This is a genomic window from Variovorax sp. GW821-FHT09A10 (genome assembly GCF_059418385.1).
The window spans coordinates 195,491-209,855 of sequence record NZ_JBWKPT010000006.1; the positions used below are offsets into that span (position 1 = coordinate 195,491).

At 69.3% G+C, this 14,365-nt stretch carries 15 protein-coding genes; 8 read left to right on the forward strand and 7 right to left on the reverse strand.

The features are described from left to right. Positions 1 to 144: 144 nt before the first annotated feature. The 6 genes from AC07Q9_RS22595 to gtdA all read right to left on the reverse strand — a co-directional run bounded on the left by AC07Q9_RS22595 (position 145) and on the right by gtdA (position 6,697). On the reverse strand, positions 145 to 1,509 hold the full coding sequence (locus tag AC07Q9_RS22595; RefSeq protein WP_495311860.1) for an FAD-dependent oxidoreductase: 1,365 nt from the start codon (positions 1,507 to 1,509) through the stop codon (positions 145 to 147). Then, positions 1,509 to 2,486, reverse strand: a complete 978-nt coding sequence (locus tag AC07Q9_RS22600; RefSeq protein WP_095950706.1) for a Bug family tripartite tricarboxylate transporter substrate binding protein — start codon at positions 2,484 to 2,486, stop codon at positions 1,509 to 1,511. The genes AC07Q9_RS22595 and AC07Q9_RS22600 overlap by 1 nt, the downstream gene beginning before the upstream one ends. Positions 2,487 to 2,571: 85 nt before the next feature. Next, positions 2,572 to 3,552 (reverse strand): Bug family tripartite tricarboxylate transporter substrate binding protein, encoded by a 981-nt coding sequence (locus AC07Q9_RS22605; RefSeq protein WP_495311861.1) that lies wholly within the window; start codon positions 3,550 to 3,552, stop codon positions 2,572 to 2,574. A 55-nt stretch (positions 3,553 to 3,607) separates the two neighbouring features. Further along, positions 3,608 to 4,822: a 3-hydroxybenzoate 6-monooxygenase gene (locus AC07Q9_RS22610; protein ID WP_495311862.1), complete on the reverse strand. Its 1,215-nt coding sequence runs from the start codon at positions 4,820 to 4,822 to the stop codon at positions 3,608 to 3,610. 16 nt (positions 4,823 to 4,838) lie between these two features. Beyond that, positions 4,839 to 5,543 (reverse strand): fumarylacetoacetate hydrolase family protein, encoded by a 705-nt coding sequence (locus AC07Q9_RS22615; protein WP_495311863.1) that lies wholly within the window; start codon positions 5,541 to 5,543, stop codon positions 4,839 to 4,841. A 71-nt stretch (positions 5,544 to 5,614) separates the two neighbouring features. After that, positions 5,615 to 6,697: a gentisate 1,2-dioxygenase gene (gene gtdA, locus AC07Q9_RS22620; protein ID WP_495311864.1), complete on the reverse strand. Its 1,083-nt coding sequence runs from the start codon at positions 6,695 to 6,697 to the stop codon at positions 5,615 to 5,617. Between the two features lie 141 nt (positions 6,698 to 6,838). Here gtdA and AC07Q9_RS22625 point away from each other — a divergent pair, with 141 nt between their 5' ends. The 6 genes from AC07Q9_RS22625 (at position 6,839) to AC07Q9_RS22650 (ending at position 10,865) form a co-directional block, all read left to right on the forward strand. Beyond that, a complete protein-coding gene (locus AC07Q9_RS22625; RefSeq protein WP_495311865.1) occupies positions 6,839 to 7,735 on the forward strand; it encodes a LysR family transcriptional regulator in 897 nt (298 codons plus the stop codon). Between the two features lie 85 nt (positions 7,736 to 7,820). Continuing rightward, positions 7,821 to 8,270, forward strand: a complete 450-nt coding sequence (locus AC07Q9_RS22630) for an acyl-CoA thioesterase (protein WP_062476095.1) — start codon at positions 7,821 to 7,823, stop codon at positions 8,268 to 8,270. Positions 8,271 to 8,358: 88 nt separating this feature from the next. Continuing rightward, positions 8,359 to 8,835, forward strand: coding sequence for a phasin family protein (locus AC07Q9_RS22635; protein ID WP_495311866.1), 477 nt, complete (start codon positions 8,359 to 8,361; stop codon positions 8,833 to 8,835). Between the two features lie 127 nt (positions 8,836 to 8,962). Then, complete coding sequence (locus AC07Q9_RS22640) at positions 8,963 to 9,670, forward strand: TetR/AcrR family transcriptional regulator (protein ID WP_492682549.1); 708 nt, start codon at positions 8,963 to 8,965, stop codon at positions 9,668 to 9,670. A 7-nt stretch (positions 9,671 to 9,677) separates the two neighbouring features. Continuing rightward, positions 9,678 to 10,526 (forward strand): hypothetical protein, encoded by an 849-nt coding sequence (locus AC07Q9_RS22645; protein ID WP_495311867.1) that lies wholly within the window; start codon positions 9,678 to 9,680, stop codon positions 10,524 to 10,526. Positions 10,527 to 10,607: 81 nt separating this feature from the next. Beyond that, the gene (locus AC07Q9_RS22650; RefSeq protein WP_062476104.1) at positions 10,608 to 10,865 is read left to right on the forward strand and encodes an acyl-CoA-binding protein; all 258 of its coding nucleotides are present in this window, start codon (positions 10,608 to 10,610) and stop codon (positions 10,863 to 10,865) included. A gap of 4 nt (positions 10,866 to 10,869) precedes the next feature. On the opposite strand, the gene AC07Q9_RS22655 is transcribed toward AC07Q9_RS22650, so the two are convergent. Beyond that, positions 10,870 to 12,108 (reverse strand): CaiB/BaiF CoA transferase family protein, encoded by a 1,239-nt coding sequence (locus AC07Q9_RS22655; RefSeq protein WP_495311868.1) that lies wholly within the window; start codon positions 12,106 to 12,108, stop codon positions 10,870 to 10,872. A 305-nt stretch (positions 12,109 to 12,413) separates the two neighbouring features. On the opposite strand from AC07Q9_RS22655, the gene AC07Q9_RS22660 reads away from it, so the two are divergent. Continuing rightward, the gene (locus AC07Q9_RS22660) at positions 12,414 to 13,304 is read left to right on the forward strand and encodes a helix-turn-helix domain-containing protein (protein WP_495311869.1); all 891 of its coding nucleotides are present in this window, start codon (positions 12,414 to 12,416) and stop codon (positions 13,302 to 13,304) included. A 121-nt stretch (positions 13,305 to 13,425) separates the two neighbouring features. Then, positions 13,426 to 14,346: an ABC transporter substrate-binding protein gene (locus AC07Q9_RS22665; RefSeq protein ID WP_489060149.1), complete on the forward strand. Its 921-nt coding sequence runs from the start codon at positions 13,426 to 13,428 to the stop codon at positions 14,344 to 14,346. Positions 14,347 to 14,365: the final 19 nt, after the last annotated feature.

Below are 14,365 nucleotides of genomic sequence, written 5' to 3' on the forward strand. Positions count from 1 at the left end.
ATCCGGCGTGGCCGAGCAGCCTGCCCAGGCGCGCCCCCTCAAGGCGCAAAGCGCAGCCATAGCCGGGCTATGGCGAGCATTTGCAACGCAGAGGGGGCGTGTCTGGGCGGGATGAGCGGGCATGGCGGATTCGTTCACACCTTCTCAAGGGTCCAGGTCGACGCCGTCGGCCGCCAGCTTTTTCTGCAGCGCCGCCACGTCGATCGCCGCGAAGCGCCCGCTGCCCAGCGAGGCCGCCGCGGTGCCCGCCGCCTGCCCCATGACGAAGCAGCCGCCGCTGGCGCGCGCGGCCGACTGGCCCTCGTGCGTCATCGAGGCGCAGCGCCCGGCCACCAGCAGGTTGTCGAGCGTCTGCGGCACCAGCATGCGCCACGGCAGGTGGTTGTAGGCGTTGGCTTCGTCGCGCGGGAAGGCCCACTCGATGCGGCCGTCGGCGTGCATTTCCATCGGCCAGGCATTCAGGCCGATGGTGTCGTCGAAGGTGGCCGAGCCGAGGATGTCCTCGCGGCCCAGCGCATACAGGCCCTGGATGCGCCGCGTCTCGCGGATGCCGACCTGCGGCGCGATCTCCACGATGGCCGACGGCGCGAAGCCCGGCACCTCGGCCTGCAGGAACTTGAAGTACGCCGCGATCTGGCGCCGGCCTTCGAGCTCGCCGTCGCTGAGTTCGCGCGCATCGACGCCGTTCATCGCACGGCCTTCGGCGTTGCGGATCTGCGTGACGTTGGCGCGCCACTCGCGCGGGTCCTTGTTGGGCCGCAGGATCGCGCCTTCGCGCGGAAAGCTGTACTTGCCCGGGTGCTGCTGCTCGGCGCGCGCCATGAAGCCGTTGATGGCTGAGAACTCGCCCACCGCTTCCAGCGCGGCCGGCGCGTCGACCTGGCCGATGCGGAACATGGTGGTCGGGAACAGCCCGCTGCCGTGGCCGTCGCCCACTTCGAAGGGCACGCCCGCGAAGGCCGCCACGTCGGCGTCGCCGCTGGCGTCGATGAAGGCATTGGCGCGGATTGCCTGGCGGCCCGATTTCGTTTCGACCACCAGCGCAGCAATGCGTGCGCCGTCGTGCAGCACGGCCGCGGCATACGCGTGGAACAGCATCTGCACGCCGGCCGCTTCGAGCAGCTGGTCGGCGGCCAGCTTGTAGGCCGAGGTGTCGTACGAGCGCACGCAGATGCGCCCGCCCATGCCGTTCTGCGGCGCGTTCATGCCGTTGAAGCCGGCGATGCGCTCGATGAGGTCGTCGACCACGCCGCGCACCAGCTGCGTCATCTCGCCGCGGCGCTTGCCGTACAGGCCCGCGAAGTTGGTCACGCCGCCCGCGGTGCCCATGCCGCCGAGAAAACCGTAGCGCTCCACCAGCAGCGTGCGCGCGCCGTGGCGCGCGGCGCTCACGGCGGCGGCAATGCCGGCGGGGCCGCCCCCGACCACGACCACGTCGAAGTCGCCGAACACCGGCAGCGCGCGCGCCGGTTCGGTCAGGGTGTGTGGTTGCTGCGTCGTCGCCGTCATCACTGCAGTTTGATCCCGCGCGTGGAAATGATCTTGCTCATGATCGCCGCCTCTTCCTTCACGCGCGTGCGCATGCCGTCGGGCGAGGTGCCCACGGCCTGCCAGCCTTGCTCGAAGAGCTTGCGGCGCACGTCGGGGTCTTTCATGACGATCTCGATCTCGCGGCTGATGCGCGCCTGCGCGGGCTTCGACAGGCTGGCCGGGCCGAGCAGCGCCACCCACACCTCGAGGTTGAAGTCTTTCACGCCGGCGTCGGCCAGCGGGGCGATCTCGGGCACCAGCGCGCTGCGCCCGCCCGTGAGGCCCACGGCCTTGAGCTTGCCGGCGCGGATCTGCGGCATGGCCACGCCCGGCGGGATCAGGCCCATCTGCACCTGGTCGCCCAGCATGCCGGTGACGACTTGCGGGTTGCCCTGGTAGGGCACGTGCTCGGGCTTGAAGCCGTTCACGCGGCTCTTGAGCAGCTCCATGCCCAGGTGGCCGACCGAGCCCACGCCCACCGAGCCGTAGTTCCACTTGTCGCCGGCCTGGCGCGCGGCGTCGAAGAAGGCGGTGCCCGAGGGCAGGCTGTTCTGCGCCACGAGCACCAGCGGCGCGGTGGCGATCAGCGACAGGTACGTGAAGTCTTTCGCCGGGTCGTACGGCAGCTTGGGGTACAGCATCTTCGACGACGTGAGGTTGCCGTTGATGACGATGCCCAGCGTGTGGTCGTCGGTGGCCTTGGCCACCTGGTCGGCCGCGATGTTGCCCGAGGCGCCGGCCTTGTTGTCCACCACGACCGGCTGGCCCAGCGCGCGGGACAGCGGCTCGGCGATGGTGCGCGCCGCGATGTCGGGCGTGGAGCCGCCCGGGAAACCCACCAGCAGGCGGATCGGCTTGGTCGGCCACGCGGGGGTGTCGGCGCTGGCGGACAGCGGCAGCGCCGCGGTGGCGGCCAGGCCGCAGGCGATCAGGAGGGCTCTCTTGGTGGCTTGCATGGAAAAAGACAGTTAAAAGGTAAACAAAAATGCAAAGAGAGCCAGCTTAACTGGCGCGCCGAGCCCTGGGCAAGGCGCACCCTCGTCAGTCGAGGCTGATGTTGCCCCGGCGCACCAGCTCCCCATACACCTTCGACTTGGCCTCGGCGTTGCGCTCGATTTCCTCGGGCGACCAGGCCAGCGGCTCGAAGGCGAAGGTGTCGAAGCGGGCGCGGATGTCGGGGTCGGCGATGACCTTGGCCACGTCGGCGTTGATCTTGGCCTTCACGGCCGCCGACACGCCCTTGGGTGCCAGCAGCGACACGAAGGAGTTGACCTCCAGCGAAGCCGGGCCGCCGGCCTCGGCCATGGTGGGCACGTCGGGCATCTGCGGGATGCGCTTGGGCGCGGCCACGGCGATGTAGCGCAGCTTGCCGGCCTTGTAGATGCCCTGGCTCGACGGGATGCTCGCGAAGGCCCACGGCACCTCGCCGGTGCCCACGTTGGAATACAGCTGCGACACCTCGCGGTACGGCGCGTGCCGCATGCGGATGCCCGTGAGCGCCTCGAGCTGCTGCGCGCCCAGGTGGCCCGGGCTGCCGACGCCCCACGAGCCGTAGACGATGCCTTCGGGGTTGGCCTTGGCGGCGGCGATCAGGTCGCCCATGGTCTTCCACTTCGACTCGGTGGCCACCGCCACGAAGAAGGGCGTGCGGAACAGCGAGGCGACGGGGTCGAAGTGCTGCAAGGTCACGAAGTTGCGCGACTTGTACAGGTGCGGGAGCGCGGCGATGTGCTCGCTGTCCAGCTGCAGCAGCGTGTAGCCGTCGGGCGCGGCGCGGCGCGCCTGGTCGATGGCGATGAAGCCGCCGCCACCGGGCCGGTTGTCGACCAGCACGCGCTGATTCCACAGCCGCGAGAGCTTGTCGGACACGAGCCGCAGCACCGCGTCGGGGCCGCTGCCGGCCGCGAACGGGGTGATCAGCGTCACCGGCTTGCTCGGGTAGTCGCTGCCCTGCGCCCAGGCGCCGGAAGCGGCGGTCAGGGCCAGGACGGCGGTCGTCAGCAATGCGCGCGGAAAGTTCATGAGGTGTCTCCTGGGCCTTCGGCCTCGTTGGTAGGGATCGGGTGAAAAAACCGTGTCAGCGCGGCGCGGGCGCCTCGCCCAGGCAGTGCTCGGGCCGCCAGGCATAGAGCCATTCGACCGCATCGTAGAAGCGTTCAGGCGTGCGCCCGGTCCACAGGCTGTTGCGCACCAGGCGCTCCACGCCCTGGGCGTGGTACAGGCGCCCCATCTCGCGCACCGACAGCACGACGCGCGCGCAGCGTGCGATGCGGGCCTGTTCGTAGCGCTGGAAAGCGGCGGCCATGTCGAAGTCGCAGGCCTTCACGGCCTCGCCGAGCGTCACGGCGTCTTCGAGCGCCATGCAGGCGCCCTGCGCAAGGTACTGCATCATGGGATGCGCCGCGTCGCCCAGCAGCGTGGCCGGGCCGTCGCTCCAGCGCTCGACGGGGTCGCGGTCGGCAGTGCTCCAGCGGCGCCACGAGGTCGGGCGGTCGAGCAGCTGGCGCGGGCGCGCATGCACGCCCTCGAAGTACGACAGCACCTCTTCTTTGCTGCCGTCGGTGACGCCCCACTCTTCTTCTTCACGGCTGTGGAAGGTGACGACCAGGTTGTATTGCTCGCCGTGACGCAGCGGGTAGTGCACGAGGTGGCAGTTGGGGCCGGCCCAGACCACGGGCGCGTTCCATTGCAGGTCGGCGGGCATGTCGGCCGCGGGCACCACGGCGCGGTAGACCACGTGGCCCGACACGCGCGGCGCGTCGCCGATCAGCTTGGCGCGCACCACCGACTTCACGCCGTCGCAGCCGACGATGGCGTCAGCCTGGAAACGGCGGCCGTCGCGCGTGATAGCCGTGACGCCGTGCGCGCCGGTGTCGATCGCCTCGACCTGCGCCGAGGTGTGGAAGCGGATCAGCGGATGCTGCTTCACGGCCTCGTGGATCGCGCCGTGCAGGTCGGCGCGGTGGCTCACGGCATACGGATTGCCGAAGCGCGCGCGGAAGGCCTCGCCGACGGGCACCGAGGCCACTTCGCTGCAATCGACCGCGTCCATCATCACGAGCCGGTCGGTGAACACCGCGCTGCGGCGCACGGCCTCGCCCACGCCGAGTGCGTCGAGCGCCGCGAAGGCGTTCGGGCCGAGCTGCAGGCCGGCGCCGATCTCGCCGATGACGGCGCTCTGTTCGAGCAGGTCGATGGCCACGCCCAGGCGCGCGAGCGCGAGCGCGGCGGCCATGCCGCCGATGCCGCCGCCGACGAGCAGCACGGAGGGAGGATGCTTCGAGAGGGTCATGCGCGGGCCGGGGAACTCAGTCGATGCGCACGGTGAGGGACGGCAGGCGCTCGATGCTGACCTTGATCGTCTGGCCCGGCTTCACCGCGCCCACGCCTTCGGGCGTGCCGGTGAAGATCAGGTCGCCGGGCTGCAGCGCGAACAGCGTCGAGAGGTTGGCGATGACTTCGTTCACCGACCAGATCAGGTGCGTGATGTCGCTGTTCTGGCGCACCTGGCCGTCGACCTCGAGCGTGATGGCGCCGGCGTTGATCTCGCCCACGTCGGCCAGCGTGCGCAGCGGCGCGATGGGGGCCGAGAAGTCGAAGGCCTTGCCGATCTCCCAGGGGCGGCCGGCTTCGCGCATCTTCATCTGCAGGTCGCGGCGCGTCATGTCCAGGCCCACGGCGTAGCTGTGGATGTGGCTGGCGGCCTGGTCGACCGGGATGTCCTTGCCGCCCTTGCCGATGGCGACGACCAGTTCGGCTTCGTAGTGGTAGTTGCTCGTGAGCGGCGGGTACGGCACGGCACCGGTGGTGCCTTCGGCCACGGGCACGACCGAGGCGTCGTCGTTGGGCTTGCAGAAGAAGAACGGCGGTTCGCGGTCGGGGTCGAAGCCCATCTCGCGCGCATGCGCCGCATAGTTGCGGCCCACGCAGTAGACGCGGCGCACGGGGAACTGCTGGTCGGAGCCCACGATGGGCAGGCCGACGATGGAAGGGGGCGTGAAGACGAAGGACATGGAAGCTCCTGCCGCGTGGGACGGCACATCAGACAAACAAGAAAAAAGAAGGAAAGAAGGTCGCCGCGCTTTCAGGCGCCTTCGAGAAAGGCTTCGCGCAGGATGCCCATGGCCTGCTGCACGGGGCGGTCGGAAAAACTGAAGAGCACGGTGTCTTCGGCCGGCGACAACAGGCGCAGCGGCGCCCACGAGGGCACGACGAAGGTGTCGCGCGGGCCGAAGTCGAAGCGTTGGCCGGCGATCTCGGCCGTGCCGTGGCCTTCGACCACGCTGTAGACGGTGCCGTCGGTGGCGCGGTGCGCCTGGCCCGCGAAGCCCTGGGGCAGCAGTTGCAGCTGGGTCGAGATGGTCGGCATCGGCGAGCCGCCCGTCAGCGGGTTGATGTAGCGCAGCTTGTGGCCGAGCCAGGCATCGGGCGCCTCCTGCTTCTGCAACTGGGCCAGCGCCTCGCGGCTGCGCAGGTAGGGGTAGTTGAAGATCGGCGAGGTGGCCGAGGTGTGGTCGTGCCGCACCGGCACCATGTTGTGGCCGAAGCGCGCCAGGCTGTGGCCTTCGGGGCGCGCCACGTGCTGCACCTTGGCGTCGTCGTTCTCGGCGAAGCCGGCGTCGAAGAAGCGCAGCATGGGAATGTCGAGGCCGTCGAGCCAGACCACCGGCTCGGTCACGCCTTCGATGCCTTCGTTGCCGTGGTCGTGCCAGGCCCACGAGGGCGTGATGATGAAATCGCCGGGGTGCATCGTCGTGCGCTCGCCGCCCACGGTGGTGTAGGCGCCCTTGCCGTCCACGATGAAGCGCAGCGCCGACTGCACATGGCGGTGCGACGGTGCCACCTCGCCCGGCATGATGAGCTGCAGGCCGGCGTAGATCGACTGCGTGATCGACGCGTTGCCGGGCAGCGCCGGGTTCTCGAGCACGAGCACGCGGCGCACGGCCTCTTCGGCGGTGATGAGGTCGGCCGATTCCATGAGCAGCGGGCGGATCTCGTCGTAGCGCCACAGCGCGGGCACGCACGGGCTCTTGGGCTCGCGCGGCACCAGCACGTGCAGCGACTCCCACAGCGGCGAGAGGTTCAGCGGGCGGATGCGGGCGTAGTAGTCGCGGCGCTCGGCGACGTTGGCCGGTGCGCCGGCGGCATGGGAAGAAGCGGGGTTCATGGGGTCGGTGTCTCCGTTGGCGGCATTGTTGACCCGCACCACTATTTCCTCAAGACCGCGTACCAATACACGGAATTCGAAATTTCGATAATGGTGTCTTTCGCCTTCAGGGCTCCGTCCCGCCTCACCCCACCTCACCCCATGTCCAAGCTCGATCTCGAATGGCTCGCCGTGTTCGACGAGGTCTACAAGACCGGCAACGTCACCAAGGCGGCCGAGCGCCTGGGCATGGCGCAGGCGGCGGCCAGCACGGCGCTGAACAAGCTGCGCGCGCACTTCGACGACCGCCTGTTCACCCGCACCGCGCAGGGCATGCAGCCCACGCCCCACGCCGAACGCATCTACCCGAACCTGCGCGAGGCGCTGGCGCAGCTGGCCCAGGCGCAGGGCAACCGCAGCAGCTTCGAGCCGGCGCGCGCGCAGCGGCGCTTTCGCATCTGCATGACCGACATCAGCGAGGTGGTGCTGCTGCCCGGCCTGCTCGACCACCTGCGGCATGCGGCGCCGGGCGTGCACATCGAGACCGAGATCATCTCCACCCACAGCGGCCGCCGGCTGCAGGACGGCGACGTCGACCTGGCCGTGGGCTTCATGCCGCAGCTGGACGCGGGCTTCTACCAGCAGGTGCTGTTCATGCAGAACTTCGTCTGCCTGGCGGCGCAGAACCATCCGCGCATCGGCGCCAAGCTCACGCGCAAGCGCTTCGAGGAAGAGGCGCACGCGGTGGTGTCCAGCTCGGGCACGGGGCACGCCATCGTCGACACCACCATCGCGCGCCTGAGCCTCAAGCGCAACGTGGTGGTGCGGCTGTCGAGCTTTTTGAGCGTGGCGCGCATCGTGGCCCACACCGAGCTGATCGTGGTGGTGCCGCGCATCCTGGGCAACGTGCTGGCCACGCAGGAGCCGGTGAAGGTGCTGGCGCCGCCCTTCACGCTGCCGGCCTACGCGGTCAAGCAGCACTGGCACGAGCGCTTTCATGCCGACCCGGGCAACGCCTGGCTGCGCCGCACGCTGGCGCAGCTGTTCAGCGGCAGCTGAACGGCGCCGGGCAGACGCCAAAGGGCGCCCGGGCGCTCGCATAATCGCGGCTCCCCACCCACAGCCCACAGAAAAAAGGCGCCCCATGTCTTCCATCACCCTCCGATTCCTGGCCGAACCCAGCACCGTCAACTTCGGCGGCAAGGTCCACGGCGGCACGGTCATGAAGTGGATCGACGAGGCCGGCTACGCCTGCGCCACCAGCTGGGCCAAGCGCTACTGCGTCACCGCCTTCATCGGCAGCATCCGCTTTCACCGGCCGATCATGATCGGCGACCTGGTCGAGGTCGAGGCCCGCCTGGCCTACACCGGCAAGACCAGCATGAACATCTCGGTCGAGGTGCGCAGCGGCGACATGAAGGGCGGCGTGATGGAAAAGACCACCGAATGCCTGATCGTGTTCGTCTCGGTCGACTCGCACGGCCGGCCGCTGCCGGTGGAGGCCTTCGTGCCCGGCACGCCCGGCGAAATGGCGCTGGCCGAGCGCGCCAAGGCGCACCTGGACGCCAGCCGCGCCGCTGGCGGCACGCCCTGATCACGGGCGCGGGGATAGGCGGCGCGCCCTAACCACGGGGCGCCCGGGCGGCTAGAGTCGTGCGATTGCATCCCAAGGAACACATCGCATGGCCACCTCCCGAGACGACGACAGCAACGACAAGACCGACCGCATCAAGGACTCGGCCCAGCAGATCTGGCTGGCCGGCCTCGGCGCCTTCGCCAAGATGCAGCAGGAAGGCAGCAAGGCCTTCGAGGCGCTGGTCAAGGACGGCGCCGGCATGCAGAAGAAGACCCAGCAGGCCGCCGAGGAAACCCTGGCCCAGGCCCAGCAGCGCATGGCCGGCTTCGCCAGCGAGTTCGGCACCAAGGCCGCCGGCCAGTGGGGCAAGCTCGAGAACATCTTCGAAGACCGCGTGGCGCGCGCGCTCGAAAAGCTCGGCGTGCCCTCGGCCGCCGACGTGGCCGCGCTGCAGGCGCGCATCGAGGCGCTCGAAGCCCAGCTCAAGCAGCGCGATGCCAAGACCTCGCCCGTGCGCGCCTCGCGCAAGGCCGCGCCGGCCCCCGCCGCCAAGAAGACCCTGCGCCGCACCAAGGCCGGCTGACATCGTTCTGTAATTGCGGCACTGCACAAAAAATCAGCGCCGCAAAACATGCCCCGCACCGTTCATGGTGCAGCGCACATGCGCTAGAGTGCCCCCAGAGACCAAGAGAAACCACGGGGGCACCGACATGGCAAAGAAGGCGCCACGCCGCACTGCGCAACGCATCCTCGAAGCTGCATTGGATTTGTTCAACCGCTTCGGGGAACCGAACGTGTCGACCACGCTGGTGGCCGGCGAACTGAACATCAGCCCCGGCAATCTCTACTACCACTACCCCGCCAAGGAAGAGCTGATCAACAAGCTCTACGAAGGCTACGAAGCCGAGCTCAACGAGCTGCTGCACGCCAGCGAAGGCGTGCACGACGTGGAGGACGCCTGGTTCTTCATGCACAGCCTGTTCGAGCTGATCTGGCGCTACCGCTTCCTGTACCGCGACCTCAACGACCTGTTGAGCAAGAACCGGCACCTGGAGACCCAGTTCCAGCTCGTGCTCAAGAACAAGGCGCGCGCCATCCGCCAGCTGATCGCCGGCCTGAGCCGCGCCGGCCACCTGGACATCGACGCGCACGAGGTCGACACGCTGGCCCAGAGCATGGTCGTGGTGCTGACCTACTGGCTCAGCTACGAGTACGTGCGCAACCCGCGCCAGGCGCTGGAGCCCGCGCACGCGCAGGGCGCGCTGATGCGCGGCGGCCACCACACGCTGCACCTGCTCGCGCCCTACCTCGCACGCGACCAGCGCCGCCACCTGCTGGCGCTGAGCAATGCCTACAACGGCGAGAACGCCGCCAGCAACCCCAGCCACGTGCCACCGACGGTCGATATGGCGGCCTAGAACATCCATGCCCCACTCCGATTTCAAACCGCTCTCGCTGCTGTCCGCCGGCCCTGCCGCGGCCACGGCCACCGCCGGCACCGAACCCTGGACGCCCCTTCCCTACCCCGACGTGCCCCGCTACGACGCGCGCAGCCTGCTTACGCACTGGCCGCGCCTGCACGCCGGCCACGCGCTGCCGCCGCCTTCAGCCGACGCGCCGCTGGCCGAAGGCTGGGCGCTGTACCACAGCGGCGAGTTCGAACGCGCCGCCGTCCTCGGCCTGCGCCACGGCCCTGACGGCCTGGCGCTCGCCAACCAGGCGACCGCGATCTACGCCAACTACCTGGAACCGCGCGAGGCCGTGCGGCTTTCGCTGTTCCGCCAGGTGATCGAGCGCGCCGGCGCACAGGTCGCGGCCGAGCCCGACAACTGCCAGGCGCTGTACTGGCAGGCCTACGCGCTGGGCCGCTACAGCCAGGGCATCAGCGTGGCACGCGCCCTGGCGCAGGGCCTGGGCACCAAGCTCAAGGGCGCGCTGGAGCACGTGATCGAACTGCAGCCGGAGCACGGCGACGCACACCTCGCGCTTGCCGCCTTCCACGCCGAGGTGATCGACAAGGTCGGCGCACTGGTTGGGCGCATGACGTACGGCGTGCGCGCCGAAACCTCGATCGAGCTGTTCGAGCGCGGGTTGACGCTGCACCCGCAGTCGGCGGCCGGGATGATGGAGTACGCGCGTGCGCTGCTGATGCTGCACGGCGAGTCGCGCCTTGGCGAGGCGAACGGGCTGTACGAGAAGGCGGCGGCGCTGACACCGGCGGATGCGCGGGAGCGGTTGGATGTGGAGTTGGCGCGCGCCGGCCTGACGGACTGAAGGGCCTGGATGCTCGCGATTGGTACCACTTGGTACCAATCCATTTAAGATGCGCGGTTTCTGACCTTCTTCCCGACCGCCATGTCCGACCTCAACGCCCAATTCGAAGCCGCCCAGGCCAACTCCAAGCTGCTGGCCGAGCGCCCCGACAACCCGACGCTGCTGAAGATCTACGCCCTGTTCAAGCAGGCGACCGAAGGCGACAACACCGCCAAGAAGCCCAGCTTCAGCGACATCGTCGCGCGCGCCAAGTGGGACGCGTGGACCGCCCAGAAGGGCGCCACGGCCGACGAAGCCAAGCAGAAGTACATCGACCTGATCGAGTCCCTCCGAGGCTGACCGATCAGCCGACGATCCCGCGTTCCTGCAGCGCGGCGATCTGCTCGGCGCTCAAGCCGATCTCCTCCAGCACCGCCTGCGTGTCCGCCCCCAGCGCCGGCGCATTGCGCCGGTGGCCGGCCGGCGTGAGCGACAGCTTGGGCACGAAGCCGGGCACCGCGAGCGCGCTGCCGTCGGGCATCTTCACCTCCTGCAGCATGCCGCGCGCGGCGTAGTGCGGGTCGGCCGCGATGTCGGCGATGGTGTAGATGCGCCCGGCCGGCACGTGCGCCGCATCGAGCGCGGCCAGCACCTCGGTCACCGTGCGCTGCGCGGCCCAGTCGCCGATGGCGGCGTCGAGCATCCCGACCTGCGCCACGCGCCCGGTGTTGCCGGCCAGCGCCGGGTCGGCCGCGAGGTCCGGCCGGCCGATGCAGGCCATGAGCCGCTTGAAGATGCTGTCGCCGTTGCCCGCGACGATGGCGTAGCCGCCGTCCGCGCAGCGATACGCGTTGGTGGGCGCAATGCCCGGCAGCGCGCTGCCGGCGGCCTCGCGCACCGCGCCGAATTCGGCGTACTCGGGCAGCAGGCTTTCCATGCAGTTGAAGACCGCCTCGTACAGCGCGACGTCGACCACCTGGCCCCGGCCCTTCGGGAATTCGGCGCTCACGGTGGCGTGGCGGTGCTGCATGGCCATCAGCACGCCGATCACGCCGTGCAGCGAGGCCAGCGTGTCGCCGATCGACACGCCCACGCGCACCGGCACGCGGCCCGGCTCGCCCGTGAGGTGGCGCAGCCCGCCCATGGCCTCGGCCACCACGCCGAAGCCGGGGCGGTCGCGGTAGGGGCCGGTCTGGCCGTAGCCGCTGATGCGCAGCATCACGAGCGCGGGGTTGGCCGCCAGCAGCGCGTCGGGCCCGAGGCCCCAGCCTTCCATCGCGCCGGGACGGAAGTTCTCGACCAGCACGTCGGCCTCGGCCGCGAGCTGGCGCACGATGGCCTGCGCCTCTGGCTGGCGCAGGTCCAGCGCCAGCGAGCGCTTGTTGCGCGACTGCACCTGCCACCAGACGGAAGTGCCGTCCTTCAGCAACCGCCAGGTGCGCAGCGGGTCGCCCGCGCCGGGCGGCTCGATCTTGACCACGTCGGCGCCGAAGTCCGCCAGCGTGCGCGCCGCGAACGGGCCAGCGATCAGTTGCCCGAGTTCGACGACCTTGAGGCCGGCCAGCGGACCCGCGGCCAGAGGGGAAAGAGAGCTTTGCGTCATGGTTTCCGAGTGTGCCGTGCCGCCCGGAGTACCGCGTCGGGCCGGGAAAACACCTATGAAATCTTGACACGGCGCGACGCGGCTCTTTTGCACTGCAGCAATTGCACTCCCGCAAGCGCCACGCCCCGAGGAGAAAGGGGTTTGCTGCAGCGCAGCGCGTCGCCGCACCCTTCGCCACCGGGCAGGACCGAGACTCAAAAAAGTATCAGTTGTGAGCGCCAACGCTGGTTGTTGGCGTCCGGAGCGATTCGTACAGTCCGCCTCACCCCACCCGGGCCACCACCACAGAGGAAAGACCACCGGCCATGCAACCCGATCTGGAAATCGTCGAAGTCCAAGGTGACGAATCGTTCACCGCCTGGGCGCACGGCTATCCGTATCGCACGGTGCGCTGGCACTTCCATCCCGAGTACGAGATCCAGCTGATCGTCGAGACCCAGGGCGTGTACTTCGTGGGCGACCACGTCGGCCACTTCGAGCCGGGCAACCTCGTGTTCATGGGCCCCGACCTGCCGCACAACTGGATCAGCGACGTGCCCGCCGGCCAGAGCGTCGAGCGCCGCGGCATCGTGATCCAGTTCCCGGCCGCGCTGGTGCGCAACATGGCGGCCACCTTCCCCGAGTTCCGCCGCATCGAGCCGCTGCTGGCCGAGTCGGCCTCGGGCCTGCTCTTCTCGGCCGCCACCGCCGCCGCGGCCAAGCCGATCATGGAAGCGCTGCTCGAGGCGCGCGGGCTGCGCCGCGTGGTGCTGCTGCTGTCGCTGTTCGAGCTGCTGGTGGCCAGCGACGACCGCCAGCGGCTGGCCAGCCCCGCGTTCACGCCCGACCCCAAGGCCTTCATGTCGCACGCGATCAACAACGTGCTGGCCCACATCGCCGCCAACCTGGGCGACGAGCTGCGCGAGCCGATGCTGGCCGAGCTGGTGGGCCAGAGCCCGAGCGCGTTCTCGCGCTCGTTTCGCAAGCACACGGGCCAGTCGTTCGTGCGCTACGTGAACCGGCTGCGCATCGGCCGCGCCTGCGAACTGCTCGCCAACAGCGACAAGCCCGTGCTCGACGTCTGCATGGACGTGGGCTTCAACAACGTGTCGAACTTCAACCGGCAGTTCCTGCTGCACAAGCGCATGCCGCCGACCAAGTTCCGCCATTTCCATCGCATGCAGCTCGCTGCATCGCGCGCCGCCAACCCGCCGTAGCGCGCCGCTCCCGTGTTCCCCGCGTCGTTCCTGGCGCGGCGCCTTGCGCGCCGCGCGGGGCGACCCTTTGCCCGCGTTTTTTTGCCGACCGTCACACCACCGACCTCAAGGAGACAACCCCATGAAGCGCCTTCTCAAAGCCACCGCCCTCGTCGCCGCTCTCGCCTGCGGCACCACCGCCGCACTGGCACAGGCGCCCAAGCAGCCGCTGCGCATCGGCATGACCTTCCAGGAATTGAACAACCCCTACTTCGTGACGATGAAGCAGGCCCTGGAAGAAGCCGCCGCCAGCATCGGCGCCACCGTGGTCACCACCGACGCGCGCCACGACGTGGCCAAGCAGATCGGCGACGTGGAAGACATGGTCCAGAAGAAGATCGACATCCTGCTGCTGAACCCGACCGACTCGGCCGGCGTGCAGTCGGCGGTGCGCTCGGCCAAGAAGGCCGGCGTGATCGTGGTGGCGGTCGACGCCAACGCGCAAGGTCCGGTCGATTCCTTCGTGGGCTCCAAGAACCTCGACGCCGGCCGCCTGGCCTGCGAGTACCTGGCGAAGAACATCGGCGAGAAGGGTGACGTGGCCATCCTCGACGGCATCCCGGTCGTGCCGATCCTGGAGCGCGTGAAGGGCTGCCGCGAAGCGCTGGCCAAGTACCCCGGCATCAAGGTCGTGAGCACGCAGAACGGCAAGCAGGAACGCGCCACCGCGCTCACCGTGACCGAGAACATCCTGCAGGCCAACAAGAACCTCAAGGGCGTGTTCAGCGTGAACGACGGCGGCTCGATGGGCGCGCTCGCGGCCATCGAGGCCAGCGGCAAGGACGTGAAGCTCACCAGCGTGGACGGCGCGCCCGAAGCCATCAAGGCGATGCAGAAGGCGGGCTCGAAGTTCATCGCCACCACCGCGCAGTACCCACGCGACCAGATCCGCCTGGCCATCGGCATCGCGCTGGCCAAGAAGTGGGGCGCCAACGTGCCCGCGGCCGTGCCGGTCGACGTGAAGCTCATCGACGCCGAAGGCGCCAAGACCTTCAGCTGGTAAGCCACCGCAGGCACCGCCC

What these genes read in the sequence shown, in the direction of transcription:
- AC07Q9_RS22595 (WP_495311860.1), bottom strand. Translation starts at nt 1,509, where the DNA reads ATGACGGCGACGACGCAGCAACCACACACCCTGACCGAACCGGCGCGC.
- AC07Q9_RS22600 (WP_095950706.1), bottom strand. Translation starts at nt 2,486, where the DNA reads ATGCAAGCCACCAAGAGAGCCCTCCTGATCGCCTGCGGCCTGGCCGCC.
- AC07Q9_RS22605 (WP_495311861.1), bottom strand. Translation starts at nt 3,552, where the DNA reads ATGAACTTTCCGCGCGCATTGCTGACGACCGCCGTCCTGGCCCTGACC.
- AC07Q9_RS22610 (WP_495311862.1), bottom strand. Translation starts at nt 4,822, where the DNA reads ATGACCCTCTCGAAGCATCCTCCCTCCGTGCTGCTCGTCGGCGGCGGC.
- AC07Q9_RS22615 (WP_495311863.1), bottom strand. Translation starts at nt 5,543, where the DNA reads ATGTCCTTCGTCTTCACGCCCCCTTCCATCGTCGGCCTGCCCATCGTG.
- gtdA (WP_495311864.1), bottom strand. Translation starts at nt 6,697, where the DNA reads ATGAACCCCGCTTCTTCCCATGCCGCCGGCGCACCGGCCAACGTCGCC.
- AC07Q9_RS22625 (WP_495311865.1), top strand. Translation starts at nt 6,839, where the DNA reads ATGTCCAAGCTCGATCTCGAATGGCTCGCCGTGTTCGACGAGGTCTAC.
- AC07Q9_RS22630 (WP_062476095.1), top strand. Translation starts at nt 7,821, where the DNA reads ATGTCTTCCATCACCCTCCGATTCCTGGCCGAACCCAGCACCGTCAAC.
- AC07Q9_RS22635 (WP_495311866.1), top strand. Translation starts at nt 8,359, where the DNA reads ATGGCCACCTCCCGAGACGACGACAGCAACGACAAGACCGACCGCATC.
- AC07Q9_RS22640 (WP_492682549.1), top strand. Translation starts at nt 8,963, where the DNA reads ATGGCAAAGAAGGCGCCACGCCGCACTGCGCAACGCATCCTCGAAGCT.
- AC07Q9_RS22645 (WP_495311867.1), top strand. Translation starts at nt 9,678, where the DNA reads ATGCCCCACTCCGATTTCAAACCGCTCTCGCTGCTGTCCGCCGGCCCT.
- AC07Q9_RS22650 (WP_062476104.1), top strand. Translation starts at nt 10,608, where the DNA reads ATGTCCGACCTCAACGCCCAATTCGAAGCCGCCCAGGCCAACTCCAAG.
- AC07Q9_RS22655 (WP_495311868.1), bottom strand. Translation starts at nt 12,108, where the DNA reads ATGACGCAAAGCTCTCTTTCCCCTCTGGCCGCGGGTCCGCTGGCCGGC.
- AC07Q9_RS22660 (WP_495311869.1), top strand. Translation starts at nt 12,414, where the DNA reads ATGCAACCCGATCTGGAAATCGTCGAAGTCCAAGGTGACGAATCGTTC.
- AC07Q9_RS22665 (WP_489060149.1), top strand. Translation starts at nt 13,426, where the DNA reads ATGAAGCGCCTTCTCAAAGCCACCGCCCTCGTCGCCGCTCTCGCCTGC.